The following is an 18,879-nucleotide window of genomic DNA, read 5'->3' on the forward strand; positions in this document are numbered from 1 at the left end:
GCGCTTTACTGGTCGGAGTCACACCGTTTCGCTCTTCCTGAAGCTGGTTAACCCATCGACGCAGGGCCGACTCCACCAGCCCAAGCGAACGGGCTGCTTCGATATGGCTGTAGCCCTGGTCGAGCACCAGACTGGCAGCTTCGCGTTTGAACTCGGGCGTAAAGGAACGACGTTGCTTGGTCATCGGACACCTCTCTCTGGCGAGCATTCTCGCCTAAATGGGTGTCCGGTTTCATTAGACCACTACATGGAGCATTGGTGGGAACCTCTTGCAAGCAATAAGGCTGTATATAAACACAGCAAATCGCACCACGCATTACTCGCGCGCCGATACTTAACCCCCCCTTTAAAGTCAGCCGCCATAGCGGCAAGGACGAAGTCATGCCTGAAGCAAAGGAATGCCCGATCTTGTTCAACGGGCCGATGGTCCGCGCCGTGCTGGATGGTCGGAAGACAGTTACCCGGCGCGCCCTCAATGCCCAGTCACTCAAGGAAATCGGCTACGGCGTCCAGCTGGGCGAATGCCACGAGCTGCCGGCCGATGGCCAGGTCCACCGAACAGCGCCAGCTATTACGCCGAACTTTGCCCTTTTGGCCTACCCGGTGATCGTCTGTGGGTGCGCGAGACCTTCGCACTGCTCGGCAACGAGGATGGCGTCTGTATTGACTGGAATGACCATGTGCAGAAAGGCGACGAGCGCCAGGCCGCACGAATCTACAGAGCAGCTGCAGTGTCGGGGATTATGGCCTGTGGCAGATTCCTGATCAGGCCGACTGGAAGCCGGAGACCAAAAGCCTGCAGTACGAGGGCGCTTGGCGTCCGAGCATTCACATGCCCCGCTGGGCCAGCCGCATTCTGCTGGAGATCACCGAGGTTCGAATCGAACCGCTGCAGCACATCACCATCGGCCAGATCTGCAAAGAGGGCCTTGCCCGCTCGATGTACGAATTCATCCCGGTAACCACAGCTTTCGACGCATTCGCCGAACTGTGGAACTCAACCGGCGGCGACTGGAATGCCAACCCCTGGGTCTGGGTCGTCGAGTTCAAGAGGATCGAGCCATGATGTTCATACCCATCGCCGCCCCGCTCTACATGGCCTGGATGATCTGGAAGGGGCCGAGGCCATGACAGAGGTCAGCCTTCACCATGGCGACTGCCTGGAGGTGATGAGGTCGATACCAAGCCGGATCAAGAGCCATCCTTTTTGCGAGCAAAGACTTCGTCCAGCAGCTTCTGAACCTCCTTACACTCTTTCAAACTGTTTTTTCGGACAGTGTCTATGTGCTTAGACTTAACACGCTCAAGAGGCCCTGGCTGTCGTACTTCGTTTGCAGGGTTTTCTTCAGGAAAGTCTTCAAAATAATCAGACCAGTCACCCATCTTGTGCTCCTCCAAGTGTGAGCTTAATTAAAGCTCACATTCGGCACCGTCGAGGCCCTCCACCCCACAACAACTCAAGCCTGCCGATAGGCGGGCGAGGATGAGTCATGCCTGAAATAACCTGTCACCAGGGCCACACCATGCGAGTCAGCACGGACCAGTGGGTTGAGACATTGACCCTGGACCAGATGCGCTACGCCCGCGACAAGATGGCCGAGAAGATCAAGGCGGCCGAGGCCCAGCCCAAGCGCAGCGTGTGGCGCGTGTGCCGTGGCGGTCTCGCCGAGGGCAACTACCGCGAGGAGGACTTCGAGAAGGCAGCAGACCACCTACTCCTGACGAGCTGAAGGATGCGATGGATCTGGCGTACCTGACCGGCCAGCGGCCGTCAGACGTGCTGTCCATGCGGAAGGACGACATGGAAGGAATCTACCTGCTGGTCAGCCAAGGCAAGACCGGCAAGCGATTGAGGATCGTCCTGGAAGCGGATGATTTGAAGAACAGCCTGGGGCTGCTGCTAGAGCGCATCATGCGGCGCACCAGAGAGCACTTGTCCCCGTTCTTCATCGTGAACGAGCACGGCAAGCGGATGAGCTGGCCAATGTTGCGCAACCGGTGGGCGGACGCACGCGAGGCCGCGAGGGTGAAAGCAGAGCTGGAGAAGAAGCCTGACCTTGCCAATCGAATAGCCCAGTTCCAGTTCAGGGACATCCGACCGAAGGCAGCATCCGAGATCAACGATCTGAGCGATGCGAGCGTGCTGCTCGGCCACTCGAAAGAGGAAATCACCGAGCGCGTTTACCGTCGCGTCGGGGCCATCGCCAAGCCCTCGAAAGGCTGAAGTTTCGGAACTCCATGCCTTAAGTTTCGGAACTCTCGACTTTTCCGACCCACAAAGAAAAACCCCGCAGACGTTAATCTGCGGGGCTTTCAATAATGGAGGCCGAGGTCGGAATCGAACCGGCGTAGACGGATTTGCAATCCGGAGCATAACCACTTTGCTACTCGGCCTCAAATGCCCGAGACCCTGATACTGCGGTCTCAAACATATACAACTCTTTAAGGAAACAACTCGCTAAAACCGCTATCCCCTTGAAAACGCTAGGCTTTTTTCGTGCCTCGTTTTCGATGGACGCAATTATGTACTCATTCCCCAGCCCTGGCAACCCCTTGAATTCAAAAAGTTTTATTTTTTTATTCGAGAGACGCTACGGGCCCCGAAGTGCGGGCTTTGGCCGCAACAAACAGGGTGACAGCCCCCATTGCCAAAGCGCGTTACTATACAGGCTCTACACCCTGCCCGCTGCCTGAATTGCCGATCATGATGCAAACCGAACTGGATCTGTTCAACCCCGCCAGCCCCGCCGAACCACAATGGATCGGTAAACAGGCGGTGGTGCTGCCCGGTTTTGCCCTGGCCTGGGTAGACGTGCTGCTGCCTGAGCTGCGCCAGATCATCGCCCACGCGCCGTTCCGGCATATGCTCACCCCCGGCGGCCTGAACATGGCCGTGGGTTTGACCAACTGTGGGGCGCTGGGGTGGATCAGTGACCGTCGCGGCTATCGGTACAGCCCGGTCGATCCGCTCAGTCAGCAGCCCTGGCCCGTGCTGCCACCTGCATTCATCGAACTGGCGGCCCTCGCCGCTTCGGCCGCAGGCTTTGCCGATTTCCGGCCGGACGCTTGCCTGATCAACTGCTATAAACCCGGCAATCGCCTGAGCCTGCATCAGGACCGTGATGAGCGCGATTACAGCCAGCCGATCGTCTCTGTGTCGCTGGGCTTGCCAGCGGTGTTCCAGTTCGGCGGGCATACCCGCAGCGAATCGACACGGCGCATCGGCCTGCGTCATGGCGATGTGATGGTTTGGGGTGGTGAAGACCGTCTGCGCTTTCATGGGGTACTGCCACTCAAACCGGGCAGTCATCCGCTGCTAAGCGGCCGGCGGATCAACCTGACCTTGCGTAAGGCAGGCTGAGGTCTATGTTTTACAAAACCTCACAACCCCACGCGCAGCACCTATCGATAATGGAATGATTATCCGCACTGACAGGAGTCTTGCTCGCCATGCAATGGATCAAAGCCCTGGCCCTGATCGTCGCCCTGCCGTGCTGCGTAGCCATGGCCGGTGAGGAAGCGACCCTGCAGATCCCTGGCCCTCAAGGCCCACTGAGCGCAACCTGGCTCAAGGCCCAGAGTACCGCGCCGGTGGTGGTCATCATCCCGGGTTCCGGTGCCACCGACCGTAATGGCAACCACAAGGGCGCAGGTTTGCGCCCTTTCACCTATAAATTACTGGCCGAAAGCCTCGCTGCCCAAGGCATCAGCAGCCTGCGCATCGACAAGCGTGGCGTGCGTGATAGTGCCGGGGCGGTTGCCGATGCCGATCAGGTGACCATCGACGACTATGCCAGCGATGTCCGCGCCTGGGTCGCAGCCTTGCGCGAGCGTCAGCCGCAGGCGCCGGTGTGGCTGCTGGGGCATAGCCAGGGCGGCCTGATTGCCATGCTCGCAGCCCGGGACAACCCCGATGTCAGCGGCCTGGTGCTGGCGGCCAGTGCCGGGCGGCCAATCGCGACGATCCTGGTCGAGCAACTCCAGGCCCACCCTGAAAACGCGCCACTGGTCGAGCCTGGAATAGCCCTCATCCGCCGCCTCGAGGCGGGCGAGACGGTGTCGAACTCACAGATCCCCGATGAGCTCAAACCGCTGCTGCGCCAGGAGGTGCAAGGCCTGATCCGCAGTGAAATGGCCCACGACCCGGCGCAACTGATCGCCCCCCTGAAGCAGCCCGTGCTGATCATCCAGGCAGGTCAGGATTTGCAGATCACGGCGGCCGATGCCAAGGCCTTGCAGCAGGGCCAGCCGAAGGCGCGGCTGGTCTTGCTGGAGCGCGCCAACCATGTATTCAAGGATGTGCCCGAGGGTGACCGGCTGGCCAATCTCATGGCTTACAGCGATCCGCGTTTGCCATTGTCGGAAGGTTTGGCCGAAGCCGTGGGCGAATTTGTACTGGGACACTGAGCCCGTTCCTACGGGCCTTGACCGTCACTCCCTACCCGCTCCATGCTCTAGCCCCTCCCCCGACTTTCAAGGAAGATTGCATGAAGCTGGAAACCCTGGCCATCCACGCGGGCTTCAGCCCCGACCCGACCACCAAGGCCGTCGCGGTACCGATCTACCAGACCACCTCGTTTGCTTTCGACGACACCCAGCACGGCGCCGATCTGTTCGACCTGAAAGTCGCCGGCAACATCTATAGCCGGATCATGAACCCTACCAACGACGTGCTCGAGCAGCGCATGGCGGCGCTCGAAGGCGGTGTCGGTGCCTTGGCCGTGGCCTCGGGCATGGCGGCGATCACCTACGCGATCCAGACCGTGGCCGAAGCCGGCGACAATATCGTCTCGGTGGCCAAGCTCTACGGCGGTACCTACAACCTCCTGGCCCATACCTTGCCGCGCTTCGGCATCCAGACCCGCTTCGCCGCCCATGACGACATCGCCGCCCTCGAAGCGCTGATCGACAGCCGCACCAAGGCAGTGTTCTGCGAGTCGATCGGCAACCCGGCCGGCAATATCGTCGACCTGCAGGCCCTTGCCGATGCCGCGCACCGCCATGGCGTGCCGCTGATCGTCGACAACACCGTCGCCACGCCGATCCTCTGCCGCCCGTTCGAACACGGCGCCGATATCGTCGTGCACTCGCTGACCAAGTACATCGGCGGCCACGGCACCAGCATCGGCGGCATCGTCATTGACTCGGGCAAGTTCCCCTGGGCCGAAAACAAAGAGCGCTTCGCCCTGCTCAACACCCCGGACCCGTCCTACCACGGCGTGACCTACACCGAAGCCTTTGGCCCTGCCGCCTTTATCGGCCGCTGCCGGGTGGTGCCGCTACGCAATACAGGGGCTGCGCTATCGCCATTCAACGCCTTCCTTATTCTGCAAGGCCTGGAGACGCTGGCCCTGCGCATGGAGCGTCACACCGAGAATGCGCTGAAGGTCGCCCGCTACCTGCAAGACCATGAGCAGGTCGCCTGGGTGAAGTACGCAGGCCTGCCCGATCATCCCGAACACGAACTGGCCCGACGCTACACCGAAGGCAAACCGGCCTCGATCCTGTCGTTCGGGATCAAGGGCGGCCAGCAAGCTGGCGCGCGTTTCATCGATGCGCTACAGCTGGTGGTGCGTCTGGTCAATATTGGCGATGCCAAATCACTGGCCTGCCACCCCGCCTCCACCACCCACCGCCAGCTCAACGACGAAGAGCTTGAACGGGCCGGTGTACCACGGGACATGGTGCGCCTGTCGATCGGCATCGAGCACAGCGATGACATCATTGCCGACCTGAGCCAGGCGCTGGAGGCCAGCCGCGGGTGAAGCAGTCAGACTACTACGCAGCCTCACGCGAGGCTGCGGCGACTACCCGCAGGCGGCGTTGATCACCGCGAGCTCCAGTCTGTTTGTTTGCCAAGCGCAACACTTCGATGAAGCCTGGCGCCGGATCGTTCAGGCGATGACGACCTGCGCCGCGCCAAGGCTGTCTGCCGATACCCCCACCAGGGTCACGCTGTCAGTACCAAAATGCAGCACGGTATCGTTGCCCACCTGGTTCAGGTGCTGACGAAAATCTGCTTGCGCGGTGCCGCCATCAACCCCCATGAACACCAGACGGTCATCAGCGCCAAAGCCCTGAACCTGATCCTGGCCAAAATGGCCGCTGAACAGGAAGGTGTCCCGGCCGCCGCCTGACACCAGTACATCATTACCGGCGCCGCCGACGAACACATCGTTGCCACGGCCACCCTGCAGGTGGTCATTGCCATCGAGGCCAAACAGCCAGTCGCCCTGGGCGCTCGCGGTCAGGCCGTCATTGCCCGCCGTGCCGCTCTGGCTGGCGGCGTAGGCATGCAGCTTGCCGCTGCTCAGCAGCCCCGCCGGGTCGATCTGGTGGCTGACTTCCTTGCTGAAGAACACCAGGCTGGACTCCTTGCTGACCAGGGTCTCGACCTGGTTGACCAGGCTGATGCCGCCCGCTGCGTCGCGCAGGTACAGCGTGCCATTGCCATCGCGGGCGATGTCGACGTTGCCCAGCGCCTGCCCGAGTTTCAAGGTGTCGTGGCCGGCGCCGCCGTCGATCAGGTTGTAGCCGCCTTCGTCACGGAAGGTGTCATTGCCGCCGCGCCCTTCGAGGTAGTCGTTGCCACGCCCGCCTTGAATCAGGTCGCCGGCTTCGGAACCGATGATAAAGGTGCTGCCATTGTGGGTTTCGGCGTTGCGGTTCAGATCCTCGACCCAGGTCGAGCCACGGGTGACGTCGGACAGGTTGCTGACGATGATGGTCGAGTCCTTCGCCGTCCATTCATAGAATGTCGAGTTCAGCACCCGGCCCAGGCCATCGCCGTAAGCGGAGGGCAAATGCGACAGCCAGGTGACGATGTTGGCGATCGAATACGGCAGCAGGTTCCAGGCATCCGAGGCGTAGTGGTCGTTGAAGTTGACGATGTTGTCGGTGCTCGAGGGCTTGGCGGCATCATGTACGCCGAAGGTTGCCCAGTCGGCTTTCGAGCCGTTGAGGGCGCGGAACACCGGGTCGTTCTCGTAGCCGATGTTCAGCACCTTGCTGCTGTCGCTGGCCTGGGTAGGTGAAGCAAAAGCAACATAACGGGCATCTTTATAAAAACCGCCCCACTTTTCGTTGCTGAGCTCGGCCAGGCTGTTGACGCCGAGGCCGCCAAGGCTGTGGCCGCTGACGGTGATGTCGGTGCCGCTCAGGCCGTTGGCCTTGGCGAATCTGGCGACATCCTCGAACAGCCTGCCGAAGGCATTGGCGGCGTAGTTCTTGGCATAGTCAGCCGGGCCAATGGCGGCCATAAGGTCGTTGATGGCGTCGCTGATGGTGTCGCCAATCAGGTTTTCCCGCGGCCCGCTGGTGCCGCGAAAGGCGATGCCCAGGCCGCTCAACTGGCCAGCAGCGTCATACTTGCCGAGGATCTCGACCTGGGCACTGGTGTAGCCGGCGGTTTCGCCATGGATGGTGCCACGAAAATCCGTGCTGCCCTGATAGCCCAGTTGCTGGGCGCTGATCGGCGTCCAGCCTGCGGCCTTGACTGCGGCCAGGGCCTGGGCTTCGGAGTCGGGGTTCCAGGGGAGACCGGGGATCGCGCCCTGGCTGTCGGTGCCGCCAATCAACGCCTTGATCAAGGTGGCGGGCAAGCCGAGGCCGAAACCGTACTGCTGGTAGCCAACGGCGAAGCCGTTGTCGATGCCGTGGTAGGCATACAGGCTCAGCGCCATGGCGTCGCTGTACAGGGCTTTGGAAGCGGTGCTGTCGAGGTTGCGATAATCGAAAACAGGCATGGCATACATCCTTGTGCAGGTGGCAGAAAACCCTGGCGACAGCGTCCGTTGACACACCCGTGGGCAAGGTCAAACGCTGCCACAACGGTAAATTGCCCGTCCATGGCAACGTCGAGGGCAAGCTGGCCAAATGCGAGGAGTTTTCGTTGTCATCGATGGCAACATCGAGCTGTATATCCATACAGATAAAACTTGCCATGCCTGTCAATCCTGCGCATCCTATGGCCATTTCCAGCCATAGATCGAACGGCATGCGCCTGTTTCTCTGCGAAAAGCCCTCCCAGGCCAAAGACATCGCCAAAGTCCTCGGTGCCAACCGCCGCGGCGACGGCTGCTGGGTCGGCACCGACGTTACCGTTACCTGGTGCATCGGCCATTTGCTCGAGACCGCCCCACCCGACAGCTACGACGCTCGGTACAAGCGCTGGGTGCTGGCCGACCTGCCGATCATTCCCGAGAAGTGGAAGATGCTGGTCAAACCCAAGACCGCCAGCCAGTTCAAGGCAGTCAAACGCCTGCTCGGTGAAGCCCGCGAGCTGGTGATCGCCACCGACGCCGACCGTGAAGGCGAGATGATCGCCCGCGAGTTGGTCGAGCATTGCCGCTATCGCGGGCCGATCAGCCGGTTGTGGCTGTCGGCGCTGGACGACGCCTCCATCCGCAAGGCGCTGGCAGCGCTCAAGCCCGGTACCGAAACCTTCAGCCTTTACCATTCGGCCCTGGGTCGCTCGCGGGCCGACTGGCTGATCGGTATGAACATGAGCCGCCTGTTCACCCTGCTCGGCCGCCAGTCCGGCTACCAGGGCGTACTGCCGGTGGGCCGGGTGCAAACACCGACGTTGCGCCTGGTGGTTGACCGCGACCGCAGCATCGCCGATTTCGTGCCGGTGGCTTACTGGGCCATCGACGTGCAGTTGCAAAGCGCTGGCGAACAGTTCACTGCACAGTGGCGGGCACCCGAGGATGCCTGCGACGATCAGGGCCGCTGCCTGAACCAGGCCCTGGCCCAGCAGGCCGCCGCAGCCATCGGTGCCGCCAGCAGTGCCCGGGCGATGAAAGTGGCCACCGAACGGGTTCGCGAAGCAGCGCCGCTGCCCTTCGACCTCGGCACCCTGCAGGAGCTGTGCTCGAAGAAGTTCGGCCTCGGCGCCCAGGAGACCCTGGACATCGCCCAGGCCCTGTACGAAACCCACAAGCTGATCACCTACCCGCGCAGCGACTGCGGCTACCTGCCGTTGAGCCAGCACAGCGAGGCCCCGGCCATTCTCGCCGCCTTGCAGCGCGCGGATACCAGCCTTGCGCCCTTGCAGCCGCACCTGCAGCCCCAGCGCCGTTCAAGGGCCTGGAACGACGCCAAGGTCAGCGCCCACCATGGCATTATCCCCACGGCCGCCGCCAGCGACCCGTCGCGCTTGCCGGCCAAGCACAAGGCGGTCTATACCCTGATCCGCGCCCGCTACCTGGCGCAGTTCCTGCCCAACCACGAATATGACCGCACCCAGGCCGAGTTCGATTGCGCAGGTTTTGCCTTGCGTGCAGTGGGCAAGCAAATTGTCGAACCGGGCTGGCGCCGCGCCCTGCCTGAAGCCCTGACCCCGGCCAAAGGCCGTGAAGCGCCGGTAGCCCAGGTGCTGCCGCTGCTGCACGAAGGCCAGGATTGCACGGTGGCCGGGGTCAACCTCAAGGACCTCTGGACCCAGCCGCCCAAGCCATTCACCGAAGGCGACCTGATCAAGGCGATGAAGAACGTCGCCAAGCTGGTGGACGACCCGCGCCTCAAGCAAAAGCTCAAGGACACCACCGGTATTGGTACTGAGGCTACTCGTGCGGGGATCATCCAGGGCCTGCTCGATCGCGGTTACCTGGTCAAGCACGGCAAGGCCCTGAGTGCCACCCCGGCGGCCTTCAGCCTGATCGATGCCGTGCCAAGGGCGATTGCCGACCCGGGCACCACGGCGATCTGGGAGCAGGCGCTGGACATGGTGCAAAGCGGCGAGATGAGCCTGGAAGAGTTTGTCGCCAAGCAGTCGGCGTGGATGAGCAAGCAGGTCGAGCGTTGTGCCGGCCTGCGCCTGACCATCAGCGGCCCGGCGACTCCGGCGGGGCGTAGTGGTACGCCGTGGAAGAAAAAGCGCAAGAGCGGTACTGCGGCGGGTAAACGAACCCGTAAGCCGAAGGCGGCAGCGCAATGAGGCTGCCGGCCTCATCGCTGGCAAGGCCAGCTCCCACAAGATCGGCGTCTACCAAGCCATTGTGGGAGCCGGTCTTGCCGGCGATGAGGCCCTCAAGGTCCACAGCCGTTAGCCCTGCTTGACCGCCTGCAGGGTATAACTCAACGGCAAGCGCCAGCGATCCTTGTCCAGCGACCACTCACCTGCTGCGTCTGTACTCATCTGTCCCGGCAACGCCTCCCAGGGAATGCTGTCATGCTCCACCAACGCGGTGATCTGCAGCCCATGCTTGAGCAAGGCGCTGATGATCTCGCCCAGGCCATGGTTCCACTCATGGGTGACAGTCTGCTCCAGCAATCTGTCGGTCTCGACATAAGTCTCGCCGCTGTCCCACACCGTTGGCGCCTCGCGCTCGAAGTACGGGTACTCGATGACCAGTTTGTCCTGATAGTCCTCGTTCACCGCCAGCAGCATCGGATGACCTTCGCGCAGGAACAGCCGTCCACCCGGCTTGAGCAAGGCCGCCACGGTACGCGCCCAGCGCTCGATGCTCGGCAGCCAGATCAGCGCGCCGATACCGGTGTATACCAGGTCGAAAGAATTGGGTGCCAGCACCCGGTCAGCGGCATACACATCCGCCTCGACGTAATCAATCCTTGCCCCACAGCGTTCAGCCAAAGCCCGCGCCTGGGCCAGAGACTGCGAAGAGAAATCCAGCCCGCTGACTTCGGCGCCCAGGCGCGATAGCGACAAGGTGTCGGTACCGATATGACACTGCAGGTGCACAGCGCGCAGGCCCTGGATATCACCCAGGCGCGGCAGGTCGAAACGCACCACTTCGGAAAGGTGTGCGGGGTCTGCGACGAATTTTTCCACTTCATAGTCGGTGGATGCGGCGTGCAGTGGCGCACGCTCATCCCAGTTGCGGCGATTGAGTTCAATCGGATCAGTCATCATGGCTCTCCATTGCAGACGCAACCATAGCGATGTACCCAAGCATCCGGCAAGTACGGTATAAACCGCCCACGCCCTCTTCAATCAAGGAAGCATTGATGAAACTCGGATACACCATCGTCTACGTCCCGGATGTCGCTGCCTCGCTGACGTTCTTCGAACAGGCCTTCGGCCTGAGCCGGCGGTTTCTGCACGAGTCGGGCGACTATGGCGAGCTGGACACCGGCGCCACCACCCTCGCTTTCGCCGCCCTGGCACTGGGTAACAGCCACTTTCCGGGCGGCGTGCTGGCGGCCAGCGAATCGCCAAAACCACTGGGCATGGAAATCGCCCTGGTCACCGACGACGTCGCAGCCGCCCATGCCCGCGCCGTGGCGGCGGGCGCCGTCGAGCTGAAAACACCTGAAGCCAAGCCATGGGGGCAAACACTGTCGTATGTGCGCTGCCCCGATGGCACCCTGGTGGAGCTGTGCACCCCCGTAGGCAACTAGCCCGGAGACGAAACAATGGACGTTGCAACCTACAGCGGTGGCTGCCTGTGCGGGGCGATCCGCTTTGAAGCCACGGGCCCGGCACTAAACCCCCATTGCTGCTCGTGCAAGTGGTGCCAGCGCCATACGGGCGCGCTGACGGCCACCTGGGTTGAGTTTGCCCGCGAGCAAATACGCTGGACCGGCCCCGGCGCAGCGCCGGCAACTTTTCGCTCCTCGGACTATTCCAGCCGGGCCTTCTGCCCCAGCTGCGGCAGCTCGCTGGGTGCCATCGATGATCAGCCAACGGTGGCCCTGCTGCTGGGCAGCTTCGACAGCAACCAGCACCAGGCCCTGGCACCGATAACTCACTCGTTCAACGACCAGCTGCCGCGCTGGTGGTGCGTGCAATAAAGCACCGTCGGCTTACAGCGCCAGGCTCAGGCTGACCATGACGTTGCGCGGCTCACCCGGCAGGTTCCACGCCGCGTTGTAGCCGCGTTCGTAGTACTTGCGGTCGAACAGGTTATTCAGGTTCAGGCCGATGGTTGCCTGCTCACTGACCTTGTAGTGGGCCAGCAGGTCGACAGTGCTGTAGCTTGGCAGACGGAAGCTACTGCCGGCCTGGCCTGAACGCTCGCCCACGTAGTTGGCCGCCGCGCCGAAATCCGAGCCGAGCAATGGACCGCTCTGGAACTCATACACCGCCATCAGGCTGCCGCTGTGCTGCGGGATGCCCAGCAGGTCGCTGCCTTTGGGCAAGGCGGCATCGCCCTTGGTCACTTCGGCATCGATATAGGCATAGGCGCCGATCACGCGCACGGCGTCGCTGAGCTGGCCGCTGAACTGCAGGTCGACACCCTGACTGCGCGCCTTGCCGGCGGCGATGCTGTCACCGAAGGCATCGGTGGTGATGACGTTTTCCTTGTCGATCTGGAACAGCGCGATGGTCGCCCCCAGGCGGCTGTCGAACAGATCCAGCTTGAGCCCGGTTTCATAACCCAGGCCTTTTTCCGGTTTGTAGATCTGGCCCCGGGTACCGATGCTGTTGGGCTTGAACGAGGTCGAGGCATTGGCGAACACGCCAACTTCTGGCGTCAGTTGGTACAGCAGGCCGACACGCGGCGTGGCAACGTCTTTTTCCTGGCTGTTGCTCAGTTGTGTAGTGCGGTTTTGCGCGGTCTGCTCGATGTGCTCCAGACGCACGCCCACCAGGCCGCGCAAACGGTCGGTAAAGGCGATCTGGTCCTGCAGGTTGAGGGCATAGCTTTCGGTGCGCTCGAAGAAGTCATTGGGGTTGATCAGCGGCGGTTTTGCCTGACCGTACGCCGGGTTGTAGATGTCCAGGCCATAGCCGAGCGAGGTGGCGCTTTGCGGGTACTTCTGGCTGTTGCGGTAGTTCTCGTATTCCAGGCCGATCAGGCTCTGGTGCTCCCAGCCGGCAAACTGGAACTGGCCATGCAGCTCAGCCTGGGTAATGTTGTCGTTCCACTCGAAATCGCGCTCCCGGTAGAACCGGCTGATGGTGGTACCGACCACCCGCGATGGTTCCGAGCTGTTGCCCTTGAGCCGGCCCTGGGTGTAGTGATTGGCCAGGCGCAGCTTCCAGCTGTCGTTGAGGTGGTGTTCCAGGGTCAGGTCGAGGGTCTGGTTGTCGTTGCGAATGCGCCCGTCGTTGGGCTCGCCCAGAAAGGTCGAACGGCTGACCGAGCCCAGCTCATTGTTGACCGCCGGGATACCACGGTCGAACACCGACTCGGTGCGCGAGAACTCGGTGTCGATCGACAGCAGGGTCTCGGGGCTCAACTGCCAGCTCAGCGACGGGCTGACGATGCGCCGCTCACTGCCGACGTAATCACGGAAGCTGCCGTTATCCTCCACCGCCATGTTCACCCGCGACAGCACCCGGCCGTCTTCACTCAGCGGCGTATTCACGTCCAGGCTGCTGCGGTAGCGGTCCCAACTGCCGGCGCTGGCCTTGAACTGGGTAAAGGCTTCGGCTTGCGGGCGCTTGGTGACGATGTTCACCAGCCCACCCGGATCGCCGCGCCCATACAAACTGGCCGCCGGGCCCTTGAGCACTTCGATGCGTTCGATGTTGGAGGTATCCGGGGCGCTGTAGCTACCGCGATTGACGGCAAAGCCGTTCTTGTACAACTCGCCGGTGGTAAAGCCGCGCACGCTGTAGTTGAGGAAGGTCAGGCCACCAAAGTTGTTCTGCCGGCTGACACCGCCGGCAAAGTCCAGGGCGCGGTCGATGCGCGTGCTATTCAGGTCCTCGAGCACTTGGCTGGGCACCACGGCAATGCTTTGCGGGGTGTCGCGGATGTCAGTGTCCGTTTTGGTCGCGGTGCTCGAGCGGCTTGCGCGATAGCCCTGCACCGGCCCGGTCGCAGTTTCTTCGTAATGGCGCTCGTTGACGTTGAGGGCATCGAGTACTACGGCGTCGGCGGCAACGGCTGGCAGGGCGAGCAGCGAGGCGGACAGGCCCAGGGATAACCTTCCTACGGGGTAGTTCATGGGGGCTCCTTAAAATATATGTAATAACATAACAATTTAAGGAGAAATATAAAAGCATCGCGACGCAAGCGCTCCTGCAGGAGCGGGCTTGCCCCGCGATCAAACCTCAACAGCTGCGAATCACCGCCTGCAGCACGGTCTTGAAGGTCGCAATCTGCTCCTCGCTGAACGTCCCGAACACCTTGTCCTGCTGCTCGCGGGCGATACTCCACAGGCCCTCGGTCTGGTCGATGCCGGCGATGGTCAGGCGCACATGCCCGGCCGCTTCGCTGTCGCACACCAGGCCCTTGCGCTTGAGGTTGGCCACCGCCTCGTCGATTTCCCGCGCCGGCATGGCCACTTCGCGCTGCAGCTCGGCCAGGTTCAGCCCGGCGTCGTTCTCCAGCACCATGAGCATCCGCGCCTCGCTGGTGCGCAGGCCACTGGACAGCTGCCGCGGCTGGTAGCTGGCCTGGTAGGCGCGCAGGGCCTGGGTCATCAGGTAGTAGAGGTTGTGGCTCAGGCGCCCCTGGAAATGGCTGCTCGGCGGCTGGCCTTCTTCACGGCGGGTCATGCGGGTGTGCGGCAGCACCATGGAATAGGCACCCTGGTGATAGAGCAACGGTGAACGGCCGCAATCATCGAAGGCCAGCACCTTGCCGAGCATGATCCAGTGATCGCCGCCATCGAGGATCTGGTGGGTTTCACACTGGAAGCACGCCGAGCAATCCGCCAGGATCGGCGCCCCGCCCTCGCCGGCCTGATAGCGGATGCCGGCAAAGCGATCGTCCTTGGGCTTGGCGAAGTTATTGGACAGATCGATCTGGTCGGCGGCGAGAACGTTCACCGCAAAATGGCTGGCCGCCTCGAACACCGCCAGGCTGCTGGAGCGCTTATCGAGGCTCCAGAGAATCAGCGGCGGGTCGAGGGACACCGAGTTGAAGCTGTTGGCAGTGACCCCGACCAGATTGCCCTGCGGGTCGGCGGCGGTGACCACGGTAACGCCAGTGGCGAAATTGCCCAGGGCGCGGCGAAAGGCGCGGCTGTCGAAGGCCGTTGCGGTTGCAGTAGACATGCAAGACTCCCCGGCTGCCTAGAGCGGCAGCCGTCATTGTTGTTATTGGCGGTGTACTTCAGACCATGCTCGGATCGGGCTCCAGGCCCATCAGTTCGCGGCCGAGGATCTGTGCGCAAACGTCGTAGTCGGTGTAGGCATGGGCGCCGGTCATGTGTGCATCGCGCCACAGCCGCTGCATCTCGTTGCTGTCGAACCAGGCGGTGCCGCCAGCGGCTTCGAACAACCGGTCGACCGCCTGGATGCACATCTTCACCGCATAGCCCTGGTTGGTGCGCCAGAACGCCAGGGTCTCGCGCGTCGGATATTGGTGACGCTCGCTGTGCTCGGCGTGTTCCTGCCAGGTTTTTTCCAGAAACGCGCGGGCGGCGGCAACCTGGTGGGTGGATTCGGCCAGGCGCATCAGTGCGGGGGTGGCGGCACCGACATTGACCCCGGTGTAGGCGCGCACACGGTTCTTGGTCTTTTCGCGGAAGGCTTCAAGCATGCGCTCGGCAATGCCGAGGCTGACGGTCGAAAAGCCACTGGCGAAATACGGCCGGTACGGCGAGTAGAACACCTTGCTGTCCGGGTACAGGCCAAAGCCTGCCGACTTGCCTTCCATCATGTCCTTGGCTTTCTGGATGCGGTGCTCGGGGACGAACACCTTGTCGATCACCAGGGTCTTGGTGCCGCTGCCTTTCATGCCGGCGGCGAACCAGTCGTCACGAATCTCGTAATCGCTGCGCGGCAGCACGGCGAAGCAGTAATCCTGGCTGCCTTCGGCGTTGACCCGACGGCAGCCGACAATGGCCCACTCGGCATGGTCGCTGCCGCTGCTCCAACCCATCTCGCCGCTGAACAGCACACCGCCCTCGACCTCCTCGACCTTGCCGAACGGGGCGATACTGCTGCTGGCGGTGGCGTCGGGGTTGTCGCCCCAGATTTCGTCCTGGAGCTTGGCCGGGAACATCGCCAGCTGATGGCTGTGGGTACACAGCAGGCTCATGGCCCAGGCGGTACTGGCGCACGCGCCGGCGAGCAAGGCGATGCAGTCGGCAAATTGCGGCAGGGAAATTTCCAGGCCGCCATAGGGTTTAGGCAGGAAGGCGCGGTGCAGGCCGATGCTTTTGAGCAGGGCAATGTTTTCGGCCGGAACCTTGCGGTCTTGCTCGGCACGGGCGGCATTGGTGGCGATGGTGGGCAGAATCGAACGGAGGTCTTCGAGCAGCGGATTTGGCTTTTTCATGAGGGGCCCTGCTTATTATTGGATGTCCGCCGAGGCCTGCGAAGTGGCAGGTGGCAGCGGATGCAGGGGCCAGTATGGGAGGCTTGGCTCAGGGGGAAAATGCAACTTCCACAGGCAAGATTGTACTTTTCATAGCGTTTTTTGTGGGTTCAAGGGCCTCATCGCTGGCAAGCCAGCTCCCACAGGGTCAGCATGCACCGGCCCCTGTGGGAGCTGGCTTGCCAGCGATTGGGCCCTGAAGGTTACCCTTGAACCACCTGCTGCAAATTCCGCCAAAGCTCAGCCACATGCTCACGCTCGGTCGGCAACGCCCCCACCGACACCCGTACCATCCAGCGGCCATTCAAGGTCGCCGGGGTGACATAGGCCACCCCTGACGCATTGAGCCGATCAGCCCAACGGCGGGTATGCGCATCCAGCGCCTCACCTTCCAGGCCATCACCCCGATGGCGAATGCACAGGGTCTGCAACTGCACCGGCGCCAGCAATTCCCAGCCCTGGGCATTACGCACCTGCTCGGCCAGCCATTGGGCATTGTCCAGGTCGCGGCGCAAGCGCTGCTGCAGATTCTCGATGCCTTCGCTGCGCAGCATGAACCACAGTTTCAAGGCACGGAAGCGCCGCCCCAACGGAATGCCCCAGTCGCGCAGGTTCTTGACCTTGCTGTCGACCGCCGACTGCAAGTAGCTGGGGTTGGTGCTCATGACCCGGATCAGGTGCTGCGGATCACGGACGAAATACAGCGAGCAATCAAAGGCCACGCCCAGCCACTTATGCGCGTTGACCACGATGGAATCGGCCTGTTCGATGCCATCCCACATCCAGCGGCATTCCGGAAGGATCATCGCGGAACCGGCCATGGCCGAATCGACGTGCAGCCACAGGCCAAACTGACGCGCGATCTCACCGATTGGCTGCAGTGGATCGAGGGCGGTGGTCGTCGTGGTACCGGTGGTTGCCACCACCGCGCAGGGCTGCAGGCCGTTGGCCAGGTCCTCTTCGATGGCCGCGGCCAGTGCCTGCGGGCGCATGGCGAAGTGTTCATCGGTTTCGATATAGCGGATGTTGTCCTTGCCAAAGCCTGCCAGCAGCGCGGCCTTGTCCACCGAGCTGTGGGCCTGGGCGCTGGTGTAGATCATCAACGGCTTGCCCTGCCCTTGCAGGCCGCCCTTGGCCAGGGCGTAATCGCTACTGCGCTCGCGGGCGCTGATCAGCGCCACCAGGGTACTGGTGGAGGCGGTATCCTGGATCACCCCGCTCCACTGATCCGACAGGCCGACCATCTGCCGCAGCCAGTCGACGGTGGTTTCTTCCAGTTCGCTCAACGCCGGGCTGGATTGCCACGACAGGCCGAGTACGCCAAGGCCGGTGCTGAGGAAATCGCCGAGCACCGACGACAAGGTGCCGTTGGAGGGGAAGTAACCGAAAAAATCCGGATGCTGCCAGTGGGACAGGCCGGGCATGACCAGTTGGTCGACGTCCTTGAGGATCTGCTCGAACGGCTCACCCTGAGCCGGCGCCGAGGTTGGCAATGCCGCCTTGAGGTAACCGGGCTCAACCTGGGCCATGACCGGCAATTCGCCGACACCCTGGCGGTAGTCGGCGATCAGGTCGATCAGTTGGTGGCCATGTTTGCGAAATTCTTCCGGGCTCATGCAGCGGCTCCTGTTGTTGTCGGTAAGTGGGCCTGAGTCTAGGCCCTGGCCAACCGACAAAAAACGCCGCCCGGCGCATAGCTGCTATGGCGAATGCGCATGGCCGCCGTGCACGCCGAACTGTGACCGCTGCCACTGCTCGAACACCAGGTTGCGCAACCAGCGGTGCTCGGCCGAGGCGTGCAGGCGTTGATGCCAGACCACCCAGTAGCGCTGGGTGTGCTCGACAAAAGCCAGCGGCCGCCAGGTCAACGGGTGCAAGCGGCTGAGCTGGCGGGCGATGTGCTCGGGCACGGTGACCAGCGCCTGGCTGCTGCCGACCACCTGCACCGCCGCCGAGTAGAACGGCACCTGCAGACTGATGCGCCGGCTCAGGCCCTGCTCGCGCAGGTGGCGGTCGATAAAGCTGTCCTTGTCGCCACCGCCGGAAATGCGCACATGGTTCCAGGCCCGGTAATCGTCCTGGGTCAGTTCGGTTTTGCTCGCCAATGGGTGCTCGCGGTGCATCAGGCACACGGCGCGGTCTTCACCGAGCATACGCCCGTGGAGGTTGGCCGGGGCGTCGTCGAACAGCGTAGTGGCCAGGTCGACTTCGCCACTGGCGAGCAGTTCATACTGCCCCGGCTGCCAGGTGCGGTACTCGATAGACACCCCCGGCGCTTCGAGCTCCAGGGTGCTGACCAACAATGGCAGCATGTGCTCGGCGATATAGTCCGAGGCCGCCAGGCAAAAGCGCCGCTCGCAGCGTTGGGGGTCGAAGGCCTGCGGTTGGCGCAAGGCCTCAAGCTCGGCCAGCACCTGGCCCAGCGGCACGAGCAGGCTTTCGCCGCGTTCGCTCAACACATAGCCGCGGCCCTGACGCACCAGCAGCGGATCGTCGAACGCCTCGCGCATATGTGCCAGCTGACGGCTGAGCACCGACTGGCTGCTGCCCAGGCGCTCGGCGGCATGGCTGAGGTTTTTCAGTTGCAGCATGCTTTGCAGCGCACGCAGGTGGGCGATGCTCAGGGAAGCGAAAATCGGGTTCAAGGGGCGCTCCTGCACAGGCGGATGCCGCAGCCTACGGGCAAAACCTGCAGATT

The 18,879-nt window shown here is 62.6% G+C and carries 17 protein-coding genes, 1 tRNA gene and 1 pseudogene; 9 read left to right on the forward strand and 10 right to left on the reverse strand.

The features are described 5' to 3' along the window. The coding region (locus JV241A_RS09065) for a transposase (protein WP_134062074.1) at nucleotides 1–184 on the reverse strand (184 nt) is incomplete at its 3' end. Nucleotides 185–832: 648 nt separating this feature from the next. Here JV241A_RS09065 and JV241A_RS27570 point away from each other — a divergent pair. Beyond that, nucleotides 833–1,066, forward strand: coding sequence for a hypothetical protein (locus JV241A_RS27570; RefSeq protein ID WP_205125906.1), 234 nt, complete (start codon nucleotides 833–835; stop codon nucleotides 1,064–1,066). A 125-nt stretch (nucleotides 1,067–1,191) separates the two neighbouring features. Here JV241A_RS27570 and JV241A_RS09075 read toward each other — a convergent pair whose 3' ends face one another. Then, nucleotides 1,192–1,383: a hypothetical protein gene (locus tag JV241A_RS09075; RefSeq protein WP_134062076.1), complete on the reverse strand. Its 192-nt coding sequence runs from the start codon at nucleotides 1,381–1,383 to the stop codon at nucleotides 1,192–1,194. A gap of 107 nt (nucleotides 1,384–1,490) precedes the next feature. On the opposite strand from JV241A_RS09075, the gene JV241A_RS09080 reads away from it, so the two are divergent. Both JV241A_RS09080 and JV241A_RS09085 read left to right on the forward strand, forming a co-directional pair. Beyond that, nucleotides 1,491–1,730, forward strand: a complete 240-nt coding sequence (locus JV241A_RS09080) for a hypothetical protein (RefSeq protein WP_233674595.1) — start codon at nucleotides 1,491–1,493, stop codon at nucleotides 1,728–1,730. Then, nucleotides 1,724–2,224 (forward strand): annotated as a pseudogene (locus JV241A_RS09085) (tyrosine-type recombinase/integrase); the annotation flags it as partial. The gene JV241A_RS09080 and the pseudogene JV241A_RS09085, both read left to right, overlap by 7 nt. Before the next feature lie 96 nt (nucleotides 2,225–2,320). Here JV241A_RS09085 and JV241A_RS09090 read toward each other — a convergent pair. Further along, nucleotides 2,321–2,394 (reverse strand) — tRNA-Cys (locus JV241A_RS09090). Between the two features lie 310 nt (nucleotides 2,395–2,704). On the opposite strand from JV241A_RS09090, the gene alkB reads away from it, so the two are divergent. From alkB to JV241A_RS09105, 3 genes are all read left to right on the forward strand, one after another. Next, on the forward strand, nucleotides 2,705–3,361 hold the full coding sequence (gene alkB, locus JV241A_RS09095) for a DNA oxidative demethylase AlkB (RefSeq protein ID WP_134062078.1): 657 nt from the start codon (nucleotides 2,705–2,707) through the stop codon (nucleotides 3,359–3,361). 89 nt (nucleotides 3,362–3,450) lie between these two features. Next, complete coding sequence (locus tag JV241A_RS09100) at nucleotides 3,451–4,407, forward strand: alpha/beta fold hydrolase (protein WP_134062080.1); 957 nt, start codon at nucleotides 3,451–3,453, stop codon at nucleotides 4,405–4,407. A gap of 80 nt (nucleotides 4,408–4,487) precedes the next feature. Next, nucleotides 4,488–5,765, forward strand: coding sequence for a bifunctional O-acetylhomoserine aminocarboxypropyltransferase/cysteine synthase (locus tag JV241A_RS09105; RefSeq protein ID WP_115087016.1), 1,278 nt, complete (start codon nucleotides 4,488–4,490; stop codon nucleotides 5,763–5,765). Between the two features lie 129 nt (nucleotides 5,766–5,894). On the opposite strand, the gene JV241A_RS09110 is transcribed toward JV241A_RS09105, so the two are convergent. Beyond that, on the reverse strand, nucleotides 5,895–7,745 hold the full coding sequence (locus JV241A_RS09110; protein WP_134062082.1) for a polyurethanase: 1,851 nt from the start codon (nucleotides 7,743–7,745) through the stop codon (nucleotides 5,895–5,897). A 251-nt stretch (nucleotides 7,746–7,996) separates the two neighbouring features. Between JV241A_RS09110 and JV241A_RS09115 the strand changes: the two genes are divergently transcribed. Then, a complete protein-coding gene (locus JV241A_RS09115; RefSeq protein ID WP_134062084.1) occupies nucleotides 7,997–9,937 on the forward strand; it encodes a DNA topoisomerase III in 1,941 nt (646 codons plus the stop codon). Nucleotides 9,938–10,045: 108 nt separating this feature from the next. Here the strand turns inward: JV241A_RS09115 and JV241A_RS09120 are convergent, their stop codons facing one another. Next, the gene (locus JV241A_RS09120) at nucleotides 10,046–10,870 is read right to left on the reverse strand and encodes a class I SAM-dependent methyltransferase (RefSeq protein WP_115087020.1); all 825 of its coding nucleotides are present in this window, start codon (nucleotides 10,868–10,870) and stop codon (nucleotides 10,046–10,048) included. A gap of 98 nt (nucleotides 10,871–10,968) precedes the next feature. Here JV241A_RS09120 and JV241A_RS09125 point away from each other — a divergent pair, with 98 nt between their 5' ends. Beyond that, nucleotides 10,969–11,361 (forward strand): VOC family protein, encoded by a 393-nt coding sequence (locus tag JV241A_RS09125; RefSeq protein ID WP_115087021.1) that lies wholly within the window; start codon nucleotides 10,969–10,971, stop codon nucleotides 11,359–11,361. A gap of 15 nt (nucleotides 11,362–11,376) precedes the next feature. Then, entirely contained in the window at nucleotides 11,377–11,754 is a 378-nt protein-coding gene (locus JV241A_RS09130) for a GFA family protein (protein WP_115087022.1), read from the forward strand. Nucleotides 11,755–11,766: 12 nt separating this feature from the next. On the opposite strand, the gene JV241A_RS09135 is transcribed toward JV241A_RS09130, so the two are convergent. The 5 genes from JV241A_RS09135 to JV241A_RS09155 all read right to left on the reverse strand — a co-directional run bounded on the left by JV241A_RS09135 (nucleotide 11,767) and on the right by JV241A_RS09155 (nucleotide 18,826). Continuing rightward, nucleotides 11,767–13,860, reverse strand: coding sequence for a TonB-dependent siderophore receptor (locus JV241A_RS09135; protein WP_177414855.1), 2,094 nt, complete (start codon nucleotides 13,858–13,860; stop codon nucleotides 11,767–11,769). A gap of 106 nt (nucleotides 13,861–13,966) precedes the next feature. Further along, the gene (locus JV241A_RS09140) at nucleotides 13,967–14,914 is read right to left on the reverse strand and encodes a p-hydroxyphenylacetate 3-hydroxylase reductase component (RefSeq protein WP_115087023.1); all 948 of its coding nucleotides are present in this window, start codon (nucleotides 14,912–14,914) and stop codon (nucleotides 13,967–13,969) included. Between the two features lie 58 nt (nucleotides 14,915–14,972). Then, nucleotides 14,973–16,142 carry a p-hydroxyphenylacetate 3-hydroxylase oxygenase component gene (locus JV241A_RS09145; protein ID WP_115087024.1) on the reverse strand — a complete coding sequence of 390 codons (1,170 nt, stop codon included), beginning with the start codon at nucleotides 16,140–16,142 and terminating at the stop codon, nucleotides 14,973–14,975. A gap of 242 nt (nucleotides 16,143–16,384) precedes the next feature. Then, a complete protein-coding gene (locus JV241A_RS09150; protein ID WP_115087025.1) occupies nucleotides 16,385–17,797 on the reverse strand; it encodes a DOPA decarboxylase in 1,413 nt (470 codons plus the stop codon). Between the two features lie 84 nt (nucleotides 17,798–17,881). Beyond that, on the reverse strand, nucleotides 17,882–18,826 hold the full coding sequence (locus JV241A_RS09155; RefSeq protein WP_115087026.1) for a LysR family transcriptional regulator: 945 nt from the start codon (nucleotides 18,824–18,826) through the stop codon (nucleotides 17,882–17,884). Nucleotides 18,827–18,879 lie beyond the last annotated feature (53 nt).

The organism is Pseudomonas sp. JV241A, from assembly GCF_900275665.1.
Lineage (GTDB): Bacteria > Pseudomonadota > Gammaproteobacteria > Pseudomonadales > Pseudomonadaceae > Aquipseudomonas > Aquipseudomonas wadenswilerensis.